Source organism: Aeromonas sp. D3 (assembly GCF_027705025.1).
Classification (GTDB): domain Bacteria; phylum Pseudomonadota; class Gammaproteobacteria; order Enterobacterales; family Aeromonadaceae; genus Aeromonas; species Aeromonas salmonicida.
The window spans coordinates 36,035-54,261 of sequence record NZ_JAPDBE010000001.1; the positions used below are offsets into that span (position 1 = coordinate 36,035).

Sequence of the window (18,227 nt, forward strand, 5' to 3'; positions counted from 1 at the left end):
GCCCTGCACAAAAAACGCGCTTTCTGTGATGTTGACCACGAAATGGGAACGTTCCCATTTCGATCTGACCAAATTGGCTGCATGCTTAATGGGAACGATACCAAAAACGCTCCGGCCGACAGACTGGCCCAAAAGGGCGAGGCAGACCAATATCAATGGAGTCACAGAGGGAAGACTCATGTCCAAGATCAACGCACAGCAGCTTGCCACCCTGATCGACAAGATCGGCGGCAAGGAGAACATCGCCACCGTCAGCCACTGCTTGACCCGATTGCGTTTCGTCCTGAACGATCCGGCGAAAGCCGACAGCAAGGCCATCGAGACCATACCGGCGGTAAAGGGTTGCTTCACCAATGCTGGCCAGTTCCAGGTGGTGATCGGCAACGAGGTGGATGACTGGTACAAGGCACTCACCCAGGAGATTGGTGTCAGCGGTGGCAGCAAGGATGCCGCCAAGCTGGCTGCCCGTCAGAACATGAATCCGCTGGAGCGCGGCATCTCCCACCTGGCGGAGATCTTCGTGCCCTTGTTGCCCGCCATCATCACAGGCGGTTTGATCCTGGGTTTTCGCAACGTCATCGGCGACATCAAGATGTTCGACGACGGGACCCACACTCTGGTCGAGATCAGCCAGTTTTGGGCCCAGGTGCACGCCTTCCTCTGGCTGCTGGGTGAGGCCATCTTCCATTTCCTGCCGGTGGGTGTCTGCTGGTCTGCGGTCAAGAAGATGGGCGGCTCCGAGATCCTCGGTATCGTGCTGGGTATCACACTGGTGTCGCCGCAGCTGATGAATGCCTATGGCATCGGCCAGCAGACCCCGGAAGTGTGGGACTTCGGCCTCTTTGTCATTCAAAAGGTGGGTTATCAGGCCCAGGTCATTCCGGCCCTGCTGGCGGGGGTATTCCTGGCCTGGGTGGAGACCAACCTCAAACGCATCATTCCGGCGTATCTCTATCTGGTGATAGTGCCCTTTATCTCCCTGCTGCTGGCGGTGATAGTGGCGCACGCCTTTATCGGCCCCTTCGGTCGCTGGATTGGTGACGGTGTCGGCTTTGCCGCCAAGGCCGCCATGACCGGCTCCTTCGCGCCCATTGGTGCGGCCCTGTTCGGCTTCCTCTATGCGCCCCTGGTCATCACCGGCATCCACCACACCACCAACGCGGTGGACTTGCAGCTGATGCAGAGCATGGGTGGCACCCCGATATGGCCGCTGATCGCCCTGTCCAATATCGCCCAGGCCTCTGCCGTGGTAGGGATCATCCTCATCAGCCGCAAGGAGAACGAGCGGGAGATCTCCGTGCCTGCCGCTATCTCGGCTTACCTGGGGGTGACAGAACCGGCCATGTACGGCATCAACCTCAAGTACAAGTTCCCCATGCTGTGCGCCATGGTGGGCTCGAGCTGCGCGGCCCTCATCTGCGGTTTCGCCGGTGTGATGGCCAACGGCATAGGGGTAGGGGGCCTGCCGGGTATCCTCTCCATCCAGCCGCAATACTGGGCCATCTACGCCATCGCCATGCTGGTGGCGATTGTGGTGCCCCTGGTGCTGACCCTGCTGGTCTACAAGCGTCAACAGGCCTCGGGCAAACTGGCTCAAGCCATCGCTTGAGTGCACTCATCAGGGCGGCCTCGCAAGGGGTCGCCCTCTCCATTTTTTATTCGAGACAAGAGAAAGACCCATGAGCCAAACTCCCTGGTGGCAGAGTGCCGTGATTTACCAGATCTACCCCAAGAGCTTTCAGGATTCGGGCGCCCGTGGCACCGGCGATCTCAAGGGGATCATGGCCCGCCTCGATTATCTCAAGACCCTGGGGGTCGATGCCCTCTGGCTGACCCCCGTCTATGTTTCCCCCCAGGTGGATAACGGCTATGACATTGCCGATTACTACCAGATTGATCCCGCCTACGGCACCATGGCCGATTTCGAGGCGCTGCTGGCGGCAGCCCATGCCCGTGACATTCGTATCGTGATGGACATAGTCGTCAACCACACCTCCACCGAGCACGCCTGGTTCAAATCGGCGCTGGGGGATAAAAACAGCCCCTACCGCGACTACTACATCTGGAAAGATCCGGTGGATGGCGGTGTGCCAAACAACTGGCAATCCAAGTTTGGTGGCAGTGCATGGGAGCTGGATGCCGCCACCGGCCAGTACTATCTGCACCTGTTTGCCCGCGAGCAGGCGGATCTCAACTGGGAAAACCCGGCGGTGCGCGCCGAGGTCAAAAACATCATTCACTTCTGGGCCGGCAAGGGGGTTGATGGCTTCCGCCTTGATGTCATCAACCTGATTTCCAAGGATCAGACTTTCCCGAACGACGACGTGGGCGATGGTCGTCGCTTCTATACCGACGGGCCGCGCATCCACGAATTCCTGCAGGATGTGAGCCGCGACGTATTCGCCCCGGTCGGCGCCATGACGGTGGGGGAGATGTCCTCCACTTCGCTGGCGCACTGCCAGCGCTACGGTGCCCTTGATGGCTCCGAGCTTTCCATGGTGTTCAACTTCCACCATTTGAAAGTCGATTATCCCAATGGCGACAAGTGGACCAAGGCGCCTTTCGATTTCCTCGAACTGAAGCGTATCTTCAACCACTGGCAGAGCGGCATGCATGGCAAGGGCTGGTCGGCCCTGTTCTGGTGCAACCACGATCAGCCGCGCATCGTCTCCCGCTTCGGGGACGAGGGCGAGCATCGCGTGGTCGCCGCCAAGATGCTGGCCAGTACACTGCACGGGCTGCAGGGCACTCCCTACATCTATCAGGGGGAGGAGATAGGCATGACCAACCCCGGTTATCAGAGCATCGATGACTATCAGGATGTGGAGAGCCGCAACATCTTCGCCATCAAGCAAGCCGAAGGCATGAACGAAGCCGAGATCCTCGCCATTCTCGGCGCCAAGTCTCGCGACAACTCACGCACTCCGATGCAATGGAGCACAGCCCCCAATGCCGGCTTCACCCAGGGTTCGCCCTGGCTCAGGCCCGCTGCCAATTACACCGAGATCAACGCCGAAGCGGCACTGGCCGACCAGGGCTCAGTGTTCTGGCACTACCGGGACCTGATCGCGCTTCGCAAGGCGCATCCCATCTTTACGCAGGGGGATTATCAGGAGCAGTTGCCAGGCCATCAGCATATCTGGGCCTATACCCGCAGTGCCAAGGGTCAGACCCTGCTGGTGGTAAGCAATTTCTACGGTGAGCCTGTGGCCTTCGACTTGCCACAAGATCTGCAAGAGAGGGAAGGCCGTCTGCTGCTTGGCAACTACCCCGATAGCCCGGCAATGCCGCAATCTTGTATGCTGCGTCCCTATGAATCTCTGGTCTGGCTGGTGGCGTAGGTGGTGAGCGAGGTGATGGCAAAAGCAATGGCCCCGGTGCACGGCACCGAGTGGCAAAAGATGGTGGCGGGTCAGCCCTATGATGCGGGCGATCCCGAGCTCAAGGCGGCGCGTGAGCGCTGTCGTTTCCTTTATCACACCTTCAACACCAGTTGGCAGGAGAAACCGGCGCGGGATGCGCTGCTGCGGGAACTGCTCGGCAGCCGGGGCAATGTGTGTGCTATCAACCCGCCTTTCTTCTGCGACTATGGCGCCAATATCCATGTGGGGGAGAACTTCTACGCCAACGTCAACTGCACCATCCTCGACGTGTGCGAGGTGCATATCGGCGACAACGTGCTGTTGGCCCCCGGGGTGCAGATCTACACCGCCGCTCACCCCGTTGCCCTTGTCCCTCGGGTGGCGGGGGTCGAGTTTGGCAAACCAGTGCGCATAGGCAACAACGTCTGGGTCGGCGGCAGCACAGTTATCTGCCCCGGTGTCACCATAGGGGATAACAGTGTGATCGGCGCAGGCTCTGTGGTCACCAGAGACATTCCGGCCAATGTGGTTGCCGTCGGCAATCCTTGCAGGGTCTTGCGGCCCATGACGGCAGAGGAGCTGGCGAGCATCTAAATATCAAGGGGCAGGGGATCCTGCCCTTTATGCATGAAGTTTCCCCCTCATCCCGGTTCTTATCCCCTCCGAAGTTCAGTGCCAGTTGCGCCGTGAGCTGTACCTGAACCTGTGATTTACATTACGGTCAGTTTTTTTGAACATCTAGGCCAGTTTATCTCGCTAACAAAGGTGGGCAGAGGTGTTTAATATTCACTCAACGCTTAGGCAGGAACGCCAGGTGGCCAAATAACAGGTTGTTTCAGGCGATGACACCAGAAACCAGAGTGTCAGACGTCGGTGAAAGAACTACATACTATTTGAATAACCTCTTGCAAGGATGCATTGATTCAGGCCGAACCGGCCTTGGCAATGACACAAAAACCAAGAGAGTGAATGAACATGAAAAACGTAATCAAGATGCTGGCCGTTGCAGGCCTGATGACTGCCGGTTTTGCTCAGGCTTCCGTTCCCGCTGACTTCAACGCTGCACCGGGCGTGCTGTTTGTGAACTGGCATGCAACCGCCGCTGTGGATGGCAAAACCAACCCCATGCTGGAAGTACGCAACGAGTCAGGAGATGTGGTGGCTTCCGTTCACGCCAATCTGATGGGCACCCAGCAGGTACGTATTCCGAGCCGCACTCAGGGCAACCTGACCGTCAGTCTGGGTGAGCAGAGCAGCGACTACCGCATCCCGTTCGGTATCGGCAGCGGCAAGCAGCGCTAAGAGTGGTTGTTGCCGGTCAGCTCCCGGCTAGCGTTATCCCCACCGGGAGTCACGAGACACTGCGTTCAGAGAGAGGGCCCCGCATGGCGGGGCCCTCTGCTTTTGTGCATCGAGCGCATGTTCGAACCGGGTGGGGCTCAGGACTGGCTCGTTCCCTTGCCGCTGAAATAAAAAGCAAGGGCGTGCCTTTGGTCTGTGCCTGTTGGCGTGACGGATTTAGCCACCGTATTGATAACAGCGTTTAAGCTCGCTGAAGTCATAGAAGAAACTGCCGGCCTTGATGGGCTCGCAGCCCGCCTTGAAGGCGAGCTCTTTCTCGTTGTAGAGCATCTTGACCAGCACCCGGCCTGCGTCGTTGCGGTAAGCATCCCATTGGATATTGGCCGTATAGGGCGAAACCCAGCCGCCGCGCCATTCGTTGTTCTCCTGACTGTAGAGAACTCCTTCCTGGGCACCTTGTTGGCTCCCTTCCAGCCTCATCAGCGCTGCCAGTGGAATGATGGCCTCTGCATGGGCAAAGCGCAGCGTAGCGATCCGCTCGCTGGCATTCTCCACCACCTGATGTTGTACCTCCTTGAACATGCCATCCAGCAGGGCCTGAGCGATATCATAGGTCGCACTCTGACTGGCAAAGCTTGGGCCCTTCTCATAAAAATCTTCCGCATCAGAGAGATAGGAAAACCAGGTCGACTCTTCTGGCGTGAGGTACTGCTCCAGATCCCAAGGGGCGCCCTGGGCCTCGGCTTCGCGGATCATGCCCGGGCCTATGATGAAGAGGTTGTAGAGCATCAGGGCCGCATCCACTTCATCGCGTACATAGGTCTTGCCGCCATCCTCAGGGTTGATGGCCACGAACTCGACTCCACCTGCCAGATAATCGACAAAGGCCTTGCTGTAGATACGCTCAAGCATGGTGCGCGCCATGGCCCTGGTCTTGTCCAGTACCTTGAGATCGTTGAGAGCCTTGCTGAGTGCTGGATTGGACGCTATGCCGGCCTCCTCGTCCCCGACGAAAGCCTGGTATGCCTGGAAGGCGGGCAGGTACTTGAGATAATCCCCTTCCGGTTCCGTCTTGTGAAAGTAGAGTTCGAACTTGTTGCGTAACCCCTTGTCGATGACAGAGGGATCATCCTGGCTGATGTAGCACTGGGCGTCATCGTTCACATAGTCGACCCGCTTGGCCAGGCTCTGCATGAAGTAAAAGGCGCTCTCGTTGGCCCTGTCTTTGCCCGAGGTCTCGACCCGGATGCAGCCGGGAGTCGCGCTCTTGCCTAGCAGGGTCGGTAGCCGTTCGGCCAGGCGGGTGGCGAGCGTCGCATGTTCTTCCTTGCCTATGACAGTGAGCAGGCCATAGCCGAGTTGCTGGTTGGCTGCTGTGACCGCATCCACTTTGGCGCCCAATCCCTGCCCCAGTTCAGTGAGGGCACCCTGCCGGTAGGCGGCATCCCAGACCTGCTTGGTGAGTACATCGTATTTGGGGCTGGACAGGGATCGGGAGCCATGCCGAGCCACCAGTTCAGTAAAGACGGGGTCGAATCCCGCCGGAGCCGCTTCATAGCTGGCCGCATCCTGGCGGGCTGCGTAGACAGCTTTGGTGCTGTACTGATAGTCGATACCGGGGTTGGCATCAGGAGTGGTGTCGTTATCGGAGTTGCAACCGGCCAACAGCGTCATTGTCAGGCTGGCAGAGAGGGCGATGGTGAGAGAAGAGAGGCGGAACATAGTCATCCTTGAACCATATTGAAAATGAGGCTGCACATTAAGCGCTGCATATGACAGTCCGGTGTCAGCAGCCGGTTTGAGTGCCCAAGCCTGAGCAAATACATGCGATATGGAGGACTATCTGGTAATTACCCCTTGCCATCCTGTTCCCCACCCCTCTGCTGAAAAAGGAAGAACGGGAGCCTGTTTACTATGTCGGATCTTCCTCTCTTGTTGCCTTCATATTTTTTGAACATCTAGGCCAGTTTATCTCGCTAACAAGTGTGGGGGGATATGTTTAATATTCACTCAACGCTTAGGCAGGAACGCCAGGTGGCCAAATAACAGCTCTTCATGGGCGATGACACCAGAAATCAGAGTGTCAGACGTCGGTGAAAGAACTACATACTATTTGAATAACCTCTTGCAAGGATGCATTGATTCAGGCCGAACCGGCCTTGGCAATGACACAAAAACCAAGAGAGTGAATGAACATGAAAAACGTAATCAAGATGCTGGCCGTTGCAGGCCTGATGACTGCCGGTTTTGCTCAGGCCTCCGTTCCCGCTGACTTCAACGCTGCACCGGGCGTGCTGTTTGTGAACTGGCATGCAACCGCCGCTGTGGATGGAAAAACCAACCCCATGCTGGAAGTGCGCAACGAGTCAGGGGATGTGGTGACTTCCGTTCACGCCAATCTGATGGGCACCCAGCAGGTACGTATTCCGAGCCGCACTCAGGGCAACCTGACCGTGAGTCTGGGTGAGCAGAGCAGCGACTACCGTATCCCGTTCGGTATTGGCAGCGGCAAGCAGCGCTAAGCCGAGCCACATCAGCTGCAGTTTCTACCCCTGAAAACTGTCCAGACACAACAAAGGCGCCCTGAGGCGCCTTTGTTGTTTGTTGTGTGGATCAGCGGGAGCTGGCCGCTTCGATGACGGGAACCCGGTTCACCGCTTTGCCCAGATAGGCGAGGGTGATGGTCACTATGATGCAGGTGAAGCTGAGCCACATGTAGGGCAGGTAGTCGAGGGTCGCCACCCCCAGTACCCCGGCCATGAAGATACCGTTGTCGCTCCAGGGCACCATGCCGCAGGTGAGGGTACCGCCGAACTCGGCGTTGCGGGAGAGGTTCTTGCGTGCCAGTCCCAGCCGGTCGTAGTTCTTGGCCATGATCTTGGGAGTCAGGATCAGTGACACATACATGGCCGAACCGAATACGTTGGCCAGGAAGGCGGTGCCTATGGTGTGGCTGGTCAGGCTGCCGACACTGTTGATGCGCTTCTCGAAGGCATTGGCGATCACTTCCAGAATACCTACCTTCTCCAGCAGGCCACCAAAGCCCAGACCGAAGATGATGACGGCGACCGAACCCAGCATGGATTCCATGCCGCCGCGCCCCAGTATGTTGTCGATAAAGCCGATGCCTGAGGTAATGGGGAAGGGACTGTAGGCGGAATGCATCGCCTTGACCGGATCCATGTCCTGGAACGCTATGGCCCAGACAAGCCCCAGCAGAGCGCCGAAACTGATCACCGGGAAGGCGGGTTTGCGGTTGGCGAGCAGACCCAGTACCAGTACGACCGGCACTACGGCCAGCGGGGTGATGTTGAACTGGTTGTCGAGCGCCTCCATCACCAGATTGACCTGCTCCAGGCTGACGTTGCCCGAATACTGCATGCCGACCACGGTAAACAGTGCGGCCGTGATGATGTAGGAGAGCAGGCTGATGGGCAGCATCCCCTTGATGTGTTCCACCACATCGACATTGGACATGGTGGAGGCCAGTACCACTGAGTCGGAGAGGGGGGAGAGCTTGTCACCGAAGTAGACACCGGAGAGCACAGCACCCGCCACCAGTGGCGCAGGGACGCCAAGACTGTGGCCTATCCCCATCATGGCGATGCCGGCGGTGGCGGCAGAGCCCCAGGAGGTACCGGTGGCCAGCGAAGTGAGGGAGCAGATGATCAGCGTTGCCAGCAGGAAGATGGACGGGTGTATTACCTTGAGGCCGAAGTAGATGATGCTGGGGACTATACCGCCCGCGATCCAGGTGCCGACCAGGGCGCCGACGGAGACCAGGATCAGGATGGCCCCCATCCCTTTGGAAACACCGTCAACGGCAGCTTGCTCCAGGGATTTGTAATCATGACCCAGCTTGATGCCGAGCCCCATGATGACGAACCAGGCGATGAACAGTGCCAACTGAATTGGCAGATCCAGCACGCTGGTGAACGAGAATGCCAGGGCCAGGAAAATGGCCAGACAGCCAAATACCTGCAACATGCCCGGTAATCGAATTTGGTTTTGCTGGTTTTGCATAGATGCTTCCTAAACTCTTGCTCGCCAAGGTCGGTCCCTCTCGTCCTGTGGATACCTGTATCCCGAGGGGCCAACCCAAAAGAGGCCGCAATCTACCACAAACCTGGGGGGGCAAATCCCAACTGATTTAGCAAAAATGCAATTTTGATTGAAAAAATTACAAATTAGTTGATCTCATAACCTGTATTTGAGCGCTCTATTGGCCCGAATGTGACATTCGACACCGATAACAAAGTCCGATTGCATACTCATAAAATACAAATGATAATCGTTATCAAGTCATGCAAGAGGATATATCACCATGATCTGGATCGTGAGAGTCGTGCTGCTGGTCGGACTATTGGCTGTGCTGGGCTGGGGTCAGGACAAGGAGTACGGCATCTGGAGTCTGGGTTTTGTGCTGGCTGCCTGGGTCATGCTGGAACCCAGGCTGAGACCTGTCCTGATACTGCTGCCGGTGGCCGGGATGACAGGCATAGCGGCTTTGCTCTGGCAGCAACCCTGGTTATGACTGGGCTGCGGGGGCGTTCTTGACCTTCTCTTGCGCCTGTTTGAGCGATGCGATGACGTTGTTTTCCATCTCGGTACGCTTGGCGTCGGTCAGGAAGTAGATCATGTCGACATCGTGGCGAATATAGTGGGAAGGCAGCTGGTTCAGGGTCAGGCAGCAGAGATCGGCCATCTGCTCGCTGTTCAGTTTCTGATTCAGCCCCTGCTTTTCGATCTCCTTGAGCACCAGATGTTCATAGAAGTTGTGAATATCGGTATCCAGTATCATATGCGCTCCTTGGCATGACGATGGGCGGTAAGTTGTCAAAAGCATAGTCATAACAAGGAGTAAAAACAAAAGGCCCATCACTTTCGTGATGGGCCTTTTATATAAGGAATGGTGCGAAGAGAGGGACTCGAACCCTCACATCCGTGGGACACTAACACCTGAAGCTAGCGCGTCTACCAATTCCGCCACCTTCGCACACTGATTTTCTCCAGCTGGTTTTTAAATGCGGTTGGAACGCATTGCTCTGTTTTTACATGTCAGAATCATGGTGCGAAGAGAGGGACTCGAACCCTCACACCCGGGGGGCACTAACACCTGAAGCTAGCGCGTCTACCAATTCCGCCACCTTCGCACATTGTGTTACCAGTTTTGATTTACATGCTGTCTGGAGAAGCATGGTGCGAAGAGAGGGACTCGAACCCTCACATCCGTGGGACACTAACACCTGAAGCTAGCGCGTCTACCAATTCCGCCACCTTCGCACACTGATTTTCTCCAGCTGGTTTTTAAATGCGGTTGGAACGCATTGCTCTGTTTTTACATGTCAGAATCATGGTGCGAAGAGAGGGACTCGAACCCTCACACCCGGGGGGCACTAACACCTGAAGCTAGCGCGTCTACCAATTCCGCCACCTTCGCACATTGTGTTACCAGTTTTGATTTACATGCTGTCTGGAGAAGCATGGTGCGAAGAGAGGGACTCGAACCCTCACATCCGTGGGACACTAACACCTGAAGCTAGCGCGTCTACCAATTCCGCCACCTTCGCATCACTGCGGTGGGGGATTCTATAGAGTTTTGGATGAGCGTCAACAGCCAAAGGGGACTTTTTTCGCTGTTGACGTTCAAAGCGGCATCAAGGGCACAAAAGTTCAGCAATGAGCATCACTGTCGGGCCAGTGCATCCTGATACATCTGCTCGTATTGAGTGACCGAATCCGGCCAGTTGAAGCGGGTATTCATGGCATTGCGCTGTACCTGAGCAAATCGCTCGGGATCCTGCAGGTAATAGAGCAGGCTGCGGCGCATGGCATCGAGCAGGATATTGGCGGTTGGATCGTTGAAGCAGAAGCCGGTGGCATGCTCAGGTTCCGCATCCCAGTCCACGACAGTGTCCTTGAGGCCACCAACGGCCCGTACCAGCGGCAAGGTGCCGTAGGCGAGGCTGTACATCTGGTTGAGGCCGCAAGGCTCGAACAGAGAGGGCATCAGGAAGAAGTCGGCGCCCGCTTCCACCAGATGGGCCAACCTGTCGTCATAGGTGTTGAGGAAGGCGAGCTTGTCCGGGTATCGCTGTGCGGTCGCCTGCAACTGGGCGGCGAGGGAGGGATCACCCGACCCCACTATCACCACCTGTACCTTGTGATGCAGGAACTTGTCCAGCACGGGTAGCAGCAGGTGTACCCCTTTCTGCTCGGTCAGGCGGCACACCATGCCGTAGATGGGCAAGTCCGTGACCGGCAGGCCCGCTTCCCGCTGCAGCGTCTGTTTGCAGACCCGTTTGCCAGCGAGGTTGTCCACGTCATAGGTGGCGGGCAGGAAGTCGTCAAATGCCGGATCCCAATCCTTATAATCACAGCCATTGAGAATGCCGCGCAAGTCGGCAGCCCGCTGCTGGAATATGTTGGCCATGCCGTGGGCGCCCAGGTGGGTCAGCAATTCACTGGCATAGTTGGGACTGACTGCATTGATTTTGTCGGCATAGAGCACACCGCATTTGAGCAGATTGACGTGACCATAGTCGTAGCTGATGCGCTGTTCATAGTCAGCAATTTCGGGCATGGCCCAGAACTGCTCCCGACCGAATACCCCTTGAAAGGCTGCATTGTGAATGCTGATCACGCTGCGAGTGTGCTGGAAGAAGGGGTTGTGAGCATGGCGGGTCTTGAGCAGCAGCGGCAGCAGACCGGTATGCCAGTCGTTGCAGTGCACTATCTCGGGGGCGAAGTCCAGCTGCTCGCAGGCATGCAGGGCTGCGGCCGAGAAGAAGGCGAACCGCTCACCGTTGTCGCCATAGGCTTGGTTGTTCTCGGCGTAGAGCTGGGGTCGATCGAAATATTGCGGGCAGTCGATCAGGTAGACACAGACCCCTTCCAGCTCCATCTGGTAGATGCGATAGCCGATGTCCGGCAGTCCCGGATGGGTTGGCAACCAGCGAGAGGCGATCAGTCTGGCCTCATCACGGCGCTTGATCGTCTTGTAGAAGGGCAAGATGATCCTGACGTCATGGCCCTTCTGGGCCAGATACAATGGCAGGGCTCTGGCTACATCTGCCAGGCCCCCGGTCTTCACAAGCCCCTCAACTTCCGAGGCAACAAACAGGATTTTCAGTGGGTTAATAGCCAACTCTTGCTCCCTTAGGTACCACGACGATACCGCCTTCGGATACGGTAAATCTCTCTCTGTCATGGTCCAGATTTTCACCGATCACGGTGCCGGGTGCAATTTCAACGTTCTTGTCAATGATGGCGCGTCTTATGGAGCAACCTTCGCCTATCTTCACATCCCCGAGCAACACTGACTCGCTGATGTGGCTGCAGGGGCCTATGTTGCAGCGAAATCCCAGTATGGAGCGCTGGATCTGGCTGCCCTGAATGAAGCAACCGCCGGAGATCAGGGAGTTGGCTATCTTGACCTTGCAGTCATCGGTATCGACGAAGGTGGCGGGCGGCAAGGGCGGATAGTGAGTATGCAGTGGCCACTTGCGGTTATAGAGGGAGAAGGGGGCATCGTCAGCGACCAGGTCCATGTGTGCCTGCCAATAAGAGTCAAGCGTGCCCACATCGCGCCAGTAGACGGTGGGTTTCTCGCCCGGGATCACGTTGGTGCTGTAGTCATAGACATAGACGGGGGCGCGGGGGAACATGCTGGGAATGATGTTCTTGCCAAAATCGTGGCTGGAGTTCTCCTCGGCGGCATCACGCTTCAGCTCGCGATAAAGCGCTTCGGTTTCGAAGATGTAGTTGCCCATGGAAACCAGCGCCTGCGTGGGGTCGCCGGGAATGTGTTTGGGATGTTTGGGCTTTTCTTCGAAGCCGATCATGCGGCCTTCCTGATCCACTTCTATCACCCCGAAGGCGCTCGCCTCCTCGATGGGCATGCGCAGGGCTGCGACGGTCAAGGCGGCGGCCTTCTGTTTGTGGAAGGTCACCATCTGGCTCACGTCCATCTTGTAGATGTGGTCTGAGCCGAAGATGCAGACGTGCTCCGGGTCCGAGATCTCGATGAAACGCAGGTTCTGATAGATGGCGTCGGCCGTGCCGTCATACCAGCGTTTTCCCATTCGCATCTGGGCTGGTATAGGGTCGATGAAGCGGTCCGTGATGCCGACTATGTTCCAGCCCTTCTTCATATGCAGATAGAGGGACTGGGACTTGAATTGGGTCAAGACGTAGATGCGCAGGAAGTCAGCGTTGACGAAGTTGTTGAGGACGAAATCGATCAGTCGATAACTGCCACCGAACGGGACAGAGGGCTTGCTGCGGGTGGTGGTAAGCGGCTGGAGACGGGTTCCTTCTCCGCCCGCCAGTATCATGGTGAGTATGCCTGCCATCGTATTTCTCTCCCTGAGTTCATACCGTGAAAAGGTTTTCATGTTGCTGCAAAAAAACACCCCTAAAGGGGTGGTTTGCGGTGTGACAATTACCTTATCAGATCCCGGATGGGGCTCTCTACCTGTTTCCGGTGACTGGTTACACTTATTTACACTTTGCTCAGATAGACCTTGAATTTGGCATCGCTGCTGATTATGTCAGTCCGTTTGAAGTGCGTTTCCAGTATAGGTTGATATCGCAGGAAGGCGTTGGCGACTATGGTCAGGCCACCATTCGCCGACAGGTATTCAGGTGCCTTGGCGAGGAAGGTTTCGGTGGCCGCATAGAAGGTCTTGAGGCCGGCGTGGAAGGGGGGGTTGGAGACGATGTGGTCAAACTTTCCTGTGATGTCGGAATAGACGTCGGAGGCCTGGACTTGTCCCTGCAAACCGTTGATGGCCAGGGTGCGGCGGCTCGACTCCAGCGCAAGGGCGCTGATATCCACCATCTTGACCTCCAGCCCCGGATTGCGTTTGGCCAGCACAGAGCCAATGACGCCGGCCCCACAGCCGAAATCGAGCAGCTCGCCCCTCATCGGTGGCACCGCCGCCAGCAGCATCTGGGTACCGAGATCTAGTTCGGCAGCGCTGAAAACGCCGGGCAGGGCCAGCACGGTCAGTTCGGTGTCACCGGCCTTGCACTGGTAGCGGCCAAACCAGCTATCCAGCTCGAACGGGGCGACCGGCTTGCAGAGCTCGCCGTGATAGAGAGAGCAGCGGCGGGCCGAGTCGCGCTTGACTGGCTTGTTGCCATAGGCGGCCAGCAGCTTGTCGGCGCCATTGATGCCGCCGCGATTCTCCCCGGCCAGAAACAGGTCTGCACCCGCCTCCAGCAAGGGGGTCATCATGGCCAGCAGGTATTGGGCCTCTGCCTTGGCCTTGGGCATCAGCAGCAGCAGGGCATCGAAACGGGGGGCACCGCCCAGTTGGTGGTCGAACAGGATAGCGTCACCCAACGTTGCCTGCTGGCTGCGGTAGTAGCAATAATCCGTGGTAAACACAGTCAGGGAACTGGCCAGCTCAGCCAGCTGGCGGGGATAGTCATCCTCCAGGGTGCCGCAGACAAGTAGCCGTTTGCCGACAAAGAGGGCTTGGTTTCGTTCCAGCATCTGGCTGACGGCACTGATAGGGCTGCTCATCGGGTCTCTCCACGCAATTTTGGGCGGCCATTATACATAGCCCCTTTCGCCTTGACATTTATGCCGTGTTCCCGAAATATGCCCAGACACCATTTTTTGACCAGAGATGATGAAATGCGGTCCAACGAGTTGAAACGAAAGCACAAAAAAAGCCTGACATTCGGGCCTGCCGACGTTCGCGCGTAACCTCTCATCCCTGAGAAGATTCAACCCCGGTTGCGCAACCCGTACCGGGGTTTTTTATTAGTATTTTTACCGTATCCAGGAGAAGGAAATCCCATGTTTCAAGGTTCGATAGTTGCCCTGATCACCCCATTTCGACAGGGCCAGCTGGATGAGGCCGCACTGGCCCGCCTGGTGGAGTGGCACATAGAGCAGGGCACTCACGGCATAGTGCCGGTCGGTACGACGGGCGAGAGTCCGACCCTGACCCACGACGAGCATTGCCGCGTGGTGGAGCTGGTGGTCAAGCAGGTAGCTGGCCGGGTGCCGGTGATCGCCGGGGCCGGTTCCAACAACCCGGTCGAGGCCATTGAATATACCCGTCATGCCGAGCAGGCGGGGGCCGATGCCACCCTGCACGTGGCCGGTTATTACAACCGTCCCAATCAGGAGGGACTCTACTACCACTTCAAGGCGGTACACGACGCCACCAGCAAACCCATCATCGTCTACAACATTCCGCCGCGCGCCATCGTTGACGTGCAACCTGCCACCCTGGCCCGTCTGGCCGAACTGCCGCGCATCGCCGGCGTGAAAGATGCCACAGGTGATCTGGCTCGTCCCTGGACCGAGCGTCAGCTCATCAAGAAGCCGTTTGCCTGGCTCTCAGGTGAAGATGCTACCGCAGTGGCTTACAACATAGGTGGCGGGCAAGGCTGTATCTCTGTTACCGCCAACGTGGCACCCAGACTGGTGGCCGAGGTGCAGAACCTGACCCTGGCCGGCAAGTGGCAGGAAGCGCGTGAACTGCAGGACAAACTCATCCCGCTGCATCAGGCCATGTTTGCCGAGCCGAGTCCGGCAGGTGCCAAGTATGCGGTCTCCCTGCTGGGCTTTTGCAGCGAAGAGTGCCGCCTGCCGGTTATGCCGTTGTCCGAGGCGACCCGCGAGCGCATCCGTAGTGCGATGCAGGCATTGAATTTGTTATAAAAATTGGGCTCTGGATCGCGCTTTTGACTGCCTAGTCAATTAATGTGCAATGTTTGCCGATATACTCGCTTGGATACAACCAAGGATGGCAGGCATGCAGGAATGGGATCCAGAGCACTTCACCAGTTTTGAACACCTCTGTGAAGTGACACTGGCAGCAGTCAGGGAAAAGACAGAAGCCGAACAGATTTACCTGTGGTTGCGGGCGCCCGAGTCCCAACTTTACAGTTTTCAACTGGAGCAGGGGCTGATCTGCCTGAATGCAGAGGCCCTTGCGCCCGCCAAACTCCCCATCATCTTTATCGAACATGCGCTCGACAAGGGTCAGCTGGTGGTGGAGCAGACAGCCCCGACTGCCGATGTCTGGGAAACCGTTGAACCGGAAACGCCACGCCTGCGCGCCTGCTTCCCGCTCAAGCGCCACAAGGGGCTGGAGGCCGTGGTCTATCTGGAAACCCGCCGCCGTCTCGATCGCCTCTCCCGACGCCAGCAGCAGAGTATCCAGTTGCTGATGCACTACCTGGCCGCCGAGCTGGAGAGCCGATTGCTCGCCAGCCAGATCGATCAGGAGCGGGATCAGCGCAGACACACCCAGGCCGACCTCATCCGCAGTCAGGCGTTGCAGGACTCCTTCCTCAGCATGTTGCAGGCGCTCCATCAGGTGGGGGTCAAGCTTTCCCGCTGCGATAGCGAACAGCAGCTGCTGCACGATGCGGTGGCGCTGGCGCGTCAGGATCTGCAGTTTGATCGCATCGCCATCTTCCTGGTCGACGCCGAGTTCAAGACCATGCGTGGAACCTGGGGAACCAACGAGGCAGGTGAGCTCATCGACGAGCACCACTTCGTCAGCCCCATCCCGGAGCACCCCACTGTGCAGGAGGCGCTGCGTCGCAAGGATTATGTGCTGGTGCTGGAAGATGCGCCGCTCTACTACGAGAAGCAGGAGGTGGGGCGCGGCTGGAATGCCATGGTTTCGCTGTGGGACGGTGATATGCCCATCGGCTGGATCGCTGCCGACAACCTGTTGTGGCGTCGGCCACTCAAGGCCTACCAGAGCGAGATCTTCAAGCAGTACGCCGCCATGCTCTCCCAGCTGTTGATCCGCCAACGCACCCAGGCCGCGCTGGAGCATTTCAACCGGGAACTGGAGCTGAGGGTCAGCGAGCGCACCATGCAGCTGGCAGAAACCAACCGGGCACTGGAGGAGGCCAACAAACGACTGTCCATGCTGTCGCTGGAAGACCCCTTGACCGGCATCGCCAACCGTCGTCACTGGGATCTCACCATGCAACGGGAGTGGGAGTGGGCCCGTCGTCATCAGAGCTTGCTGGCGGTGTTGATGATCGATGTGGATGAGTTCAAGTCCTATAACGATCACTTCGGTCATGCCAAGGGAGACCTGTGTCTGCAACAGGTGGCCAGCCTGCTGCAGGAGGCGGAGCGACGACGCACCAATCTGGTGGCGCGCTACGGCGGGGAGGAGTTTGTGATCCTGCTGTGCGGTCCGCAGCCTGGTGAAGCCGAGCGGTTGGCCGAACAGATTCATCAGGGGCTGAGTGAATTAAAGATCCCGCATCCGGCTTCCCGAGTTGCTGATTTCATTACGGTTAGCATAGGCTTTAGCTATCTGGTTCCCTCGCTGGATGGAACATGGCAGAGCCTGACCGAACAGGCCGATCAGGCGCTCTATCATGCCAAGTCGCAGGGGAGGGCGTGTACGCTAGCCTATCGGTGAGCCCATGCTGTTACGTCGTTACCCCATCTTCAACCGCCGTCTTGCCCTCGTTGCCTATGGCATTGACTACCAGCTTGCCGACCCTGCCGAGTGGGCTCTGCTCGCAGCGCAATGCCGTCTGCTGGCCCAGGGGCGTCAATACTTGTTGCCCTTCAGCCATGAACAGCTCGATGAGCAACGTCCCTTGCTGTTTGACCCGGATACCATTCCGCTGGTCGAGGCCTCTGCCGAGCGTCTGCCCGCCTCGTTTCCCGTATTGACCCAGTGGCGTGACTACCGGCGGCGTCTGGCCGTGCACTGCGCCCAGCGCGAACCACGTTGGCTCAACGCCTGCCGTCTGCTGGTGTTCTGGACGGGAGAGGAGGGGATCAGCCAGCCGACCGAGCACAAGCGAATGGCCCTGGACATCGAGACCTGGGGGGATTTTTTGCCGCTCAAGGAGGCCGGGGTCGATTTCTTCGCCGGCGGTTTTCTTGCTCGTCCCGAACTGGTCAATCAGCGCGCCGCCCAGCCGGACATGAAGCTGGTGCAGGAGATACTGCAAGTCATCTGCCACGAGGAGTTCTCTTTTGCCAGGGTCGCCAGCCTGCTGGAGCAGGACGCCTGGCTGCCGGGCCAGCTGCTTACCTATGTTAATGCTCCCGGCTTTGATCACGTCAGCTCCATTACTTCTGTGCCGAGAGCCCTCTCCTATCTGGGGGAGCAGGAGATCCGCAAGTTCGTCCTCATCTACGGGCTGGCGCGGGTCAGCCATCACATGCCGGAGGCCTGTACCCGCATGGCCATCGCCCGTGGCCGCTTCTGCGAGCTGATTGCCATGACAGCGCTTGGCAAGGATGCCGCCAGCTGGGCCTTTCTGGTGGGATTGGTGCTGGATGGTTCACTGCTCTCTGCCCAGCTCAAGGCTCATCTGCCCAAGGATGTGCAGCGGGCGCTGGAGTTCCATGAGGGGCCGCTCTTTCATCTGTTCCAACTGGTGAAAACCTACGAGCAAGGAGACTGGCCGCTGCTTGCCCAGCTGGCACCGCACTACCAGCTGGATCCTGCCAGGCTGACACCCATCTATTTTCAGGCACAAATGTGGGGGCAAGCGTTTCTCGCCACCTAGGTCATGGCGATGAGGAGTGGCTCTGGCTAGAATGGG

Annotated in this window: 15 protein-coding genes and 5 tRNA genes; 9 read left to right on the top strand and 11 right to left on the bottom strand. The window is 57.8% G+C overall.

Annotated elements, in window-relative coordinates:
* The first annotated feature begins 178 nt into the window (after positions 1-178).
* The 4 genes from treB (at position 179) to OKC28_RS00200 (ending at position 4,664) form a co-directional block, all read left to right on the top strand.
* Positions 179-1,609, top strand: coding sequence for a PTS trehalose transporter subunit IIBC (gene treB / locus OKC28_RS00185; protein ID WP_256685919.1), 1,431 nt, complete (start codon positions 179-181; stop codon positions 1,607-1,609).
* 70 nt (positions 1,610-1,679) lie between these two features.
* Positions 1,680-3,341, top strand: coding sequence for an alpha,alpha-phosphotrehalase (gene treC / locus OKC28_RS00190; protein WP_256685917.1), 1,662 nt, complete (start codon positions 1,680-1,682; stop codon positions 3,339-3,341).
* Positions 3,342-3,344: 3 nt separating this feature from the next.
* A complete protein-coding gene (locus OKC28_RS00195) occupies positions 3,345-3,956 on the top strand; it encodes a sugar O-acetyltransferase (RefSeq protein ID WP_270686542.1) in 612 nt (203 codons plus the stop codon).
* Between the two features lie 375 nt (positions 3,957-4,331).
* Positions 4,332-4,664 (top strand): hypothetical protein, encoded by a 333-nt coding sequence (locus tag OKC28_RS00200; protein WP_017412399.1) that lies wholly within the window; start codon positions 4,332-4,334, stop codon positions 4,662-4,664.
* 216 nt (positions 4,665-4,880) lie between these two features.
* On the opposite strand, the gene OKC28_RS00205 is transcribed toward OKC28_RS00200, so the two are convergent.
* Entirely contained in the window at positions 4,881-6,392 is a 1,512-nt protein-coding gene (locus tag OKC28_RS00205; protein WP_099994463.1) for a histidine-type phosphatase, read from the bottom strand.
* A gap of 461 nt (positions 6,393-6,853) precedes the next feature.
* Between OKC28_RS00205 and OKC28_RS00210 the strand changes: the two genes are divergently transcribed.
* Entirely contained in the window at positions 6,854-7,186 is a 333-nt protein-coding gene (locus tag OKC28_RS00210) for a hypothetical protein (protein WP_256685912.1), read from the top strand.
* Positions 7,187-7,277: 91 nt separating this feature from the next.
* Here OKC28_RS00210 and nhaC read toward each other — a convergent pair whose 3' ends face one another.
* Complete coding sequence (nhaC, locus tag OKC28_RS00215; protein WP_256685910.1) at positions 7,278-8,687, bottom strand: Na+/H+ antiporter NhaC; 1,410 nt, start codon at positions 8,685-8,687, stop codon at positions 7,278-7,280.
* 301 nt (positions 8,688-8,988) lie between these two features.
* On the opposite strand from nhaC, the gene OKC28_RS00220 reads away from it, so the two are divergent.
* Positions 8,989-9,198 carry a hypothetical protein gene (locus OKC28_RS00220; protein ID WP_169046867.1) on the top strand — a complete coding sequence of 70 codons (210 nt, stop codon included), beginning with the start codon at positions 8,989-8,991 and terminating at the stop codon, positions 9,196-9,198.
* Here the strand turns inward: OKC28_RS00220 and OKC28_RS00225 are convergent.
* The 9 genes from OKC28_RS00225 to rsmC all read right to left on the bottom strand — a co-directional run bounded on the left by OKC28_RS00225 (position 9,193) and on the right by rsmC (position 14,196).
* Positions 9,193-9,465 carry a late competence development ComFB family protein gene (locus tag OKC28_RS00225; RefSeq protein WP_059111923.1) on the bottom strand — a complete coding sequence of 91 codons (273 nt, stop codon included), beginning with the start codon at positions 9,463-9,465 and terminating at the stop codon, positions 9,193-9,195. The genes OKC28_RS00220 and OKC28_RS00225 overlap by 6 nt on opposite strands.
* A gap of 109 nt (positions 9,466-9,574) precedes the next feature.
* Positions 9,575-9,660: transfer RNA gene (locus OKC28_RS00230), tRNA-Leu, on the bottom strand.
* Positions 9,661-9,731: 71 nt separating this feature from the next.
* A tRNA-Leu gene (locus OKC28_RS00235) sits at positions 9,732-9,817 on the bottom strand.
* Positions 9,818-9,861: 44 nt separating this feature from the next.
* Positions 9,862-9,947, bottom strand: a tRNA-Leu gene (locus tag OKC28_RS00240).
* A gap of 71 nt (positions 9,948-10,018) precedes the next feature.
* Positions 10,019-10,104: transfer RNA gene (locus OKC28_RS00245), tRNA-Leu, on the bottom strand.
* Positions 10,105-10,148: 44 nt separating this feature from the next.
* Positions 10,149-10,234, bottom strand: a tRNA-Leu gene (locus OKC28_RS00250).
* A gap of 116 nt (positions 10,235-10,350) precedes the next feature.
* The gene (glgA, locus tag OKC28_RS00255; RefSeq protein WP_113721519.1) at positions 10,351-11,811 is read right to left on the bottom strand and encodes a glycogen synthase GlgA; all 1,461 of its coding nucleotides are present in this window, start codon (positions 11,809-11,811) and stop codon (positions 10,351-10,353) included.
* Positions 11,801-13,018 (bottom strand): glucose-1-phosphate adenylyltransferase, encoded by a 1,218-nt coding sequence (gene glgC, locus OKC28_RS00260; protein WP_058394546.1) that lies wholly within the window; start codon positions 13,016-13,018, stop codon positions 11,801-11,803. Before glgC ends, glgA begins: the two co-directional genes overlap by 11 nt.
* A gap of 149 nt (positions 13,019-13,167) precedes the next feature.
* On the bottom strand, positions 13,168-14,196 hold the full coding sequence (gene rsmC, locus OKC28_RS00265; RefSeq protein WP_256685903.1) for a 16S rRNA (guanine(1207)-N(2))-methyltransferase RsmC: 1,029 nt from the start codon (positions 14,194-14,196) through the stop codon (positions 13,168-13,170).
* 279 nt (positions 14,197-14,475) lie between these two features.
* Between rsmC and dapA the strand changes: the two genes are divergently transcribed.
* The 3 genes from dapA (at position 14,476) to OKC28_RS00280 (ending at position 18,191) form a co-directional block, all read left to right on the top strand.
* Positions 14,476-15,348, top strand: a complete 873-nt coding sequence (dapA, locus tag OKC28_RS00270) for a 4-hydroxy-tetrahydrodipicolinate synthase (protein ID WP_021141205.1) — start codon at positions 14,476-14,478, stop codon at positions 15,346-15,348.
* A 94-nt stretch (positions 15,349-15,442) separates the two neighbouring features.
* Positions 15,443-17,083 (top strand): GGDEF domain-containing protein, encoded by a 1,641-nt coding sequence (locus OKC28_RS00275; RefSeq protein ID WP_059169272.1) that lies wholly within the window; start codon positions 15,443-15,445, stop codon positions 17,081-17,083.
* Between the two features lie 4 nt (positions 17,084-17,087).
* A complete protein-coding gene (locus OKC28_RS00280) occupies positions 17,088-18,191 on the top strand; it encodes an EAL and HDOD domain-containing protein (protein WP_021140572.1) in 1,104 nt (367 codons plus the stop codon).
* The last annotated feature ends 36 nt before the right edge of the window (positions 18,192-18,227 follow it).

Excerpts from the sequence above, each read along its gene's own strand:
- treC (WP_256685917.1), top strand. The coding sequence starts at position 1,680 with ATGAGCCAAACTCCCTGGTGGCAGAGTGCCGTGATTTACCAGATCTAC.
- glgC (WP_058394546.1), bottom strand. The coding sequence starts at position 13,018 with ATGGCAGGCATACTCACCATGATACTGGCGGGCGGAGAAGGAACCCGT.
- nhaC (WP_256685910.1), bottom strand. The coding sequence starts at position 8,687 with ATGCAAAACCAGCAAAACCAAATTCGATTACCGGGCATGTTGCAGGTA.
- OKC28_RS00200 (WP_017412399.1), top strand. The coding sequence starts at position 4,332 with ATGAACATGAAAAACGTAATCAAGATGCTGGCCGTTGCAGGCCTGATG.
- rsmC (WP_256685903.1), bottom strand. The coding sequence starts at position 14,196 with ATGAGCAGCCCTATCAGTGCCGTCAGCCAGATGCTGGAACGAAACCAA.
- OKC28_RS00280 (WP_021140572.1), top strand. The coding sequence starts at position 17,088 with ATGCTGTTACGTCGTTACCCCATCTTCAACCGCCGTCTTGCCCTCGTT.
- OKC28_RS00210 (WP_256685912.1), top strand. The coding sequence starts at position 6,854 with ATGAACATGAAAAACGTAATCAAGATGCTGGCCGTTGCAGGCCTGATG.
- dapA (WP_021141205.1), top strand. The coding sequence starts at position 14,476 with ATGTTTCAAGGTTCGATAGTTGCCCTGATCACCCCATTTCGACAGGGC.
- OKC28_RS00220 (WP_169046867.1), top strand. The coding sequence starts at position 8,989 with ATGATCTGGATCGTGAGAGTCGTGCTGCTGGTCGGACTATTGGCTGTG.
- OKC28_RS00275 (WP_059169272.1), top strand. The coding sequence starts at position 15,443 with ATGCAGGAATGGGATCCAGAGCACTTCACCAGTTTTGAACACCTCTGT.
- OKC28_RS00225 (WP_059111923.1), bottom strand. The coding sequence starts at position 9,465 with ATGATACTGGATACCGATATTCACAACTTCTATGAACATCTGGTGCTC.
- treB (WP_256685919.1), top strand. The coding sequence starts at position 179 with ATGTCCAAGATCAACGCACAGCAGCTTGCCACCCTGATCGACAAGATC.
- OKC28_RS00205 (WP_099994463.1), bottom strand. The coding sequence starts at position 6,392 with ATGACTATGTTCCGCCTCTCTTCTCTCACCATCGCCCTCTCTGCCAGC.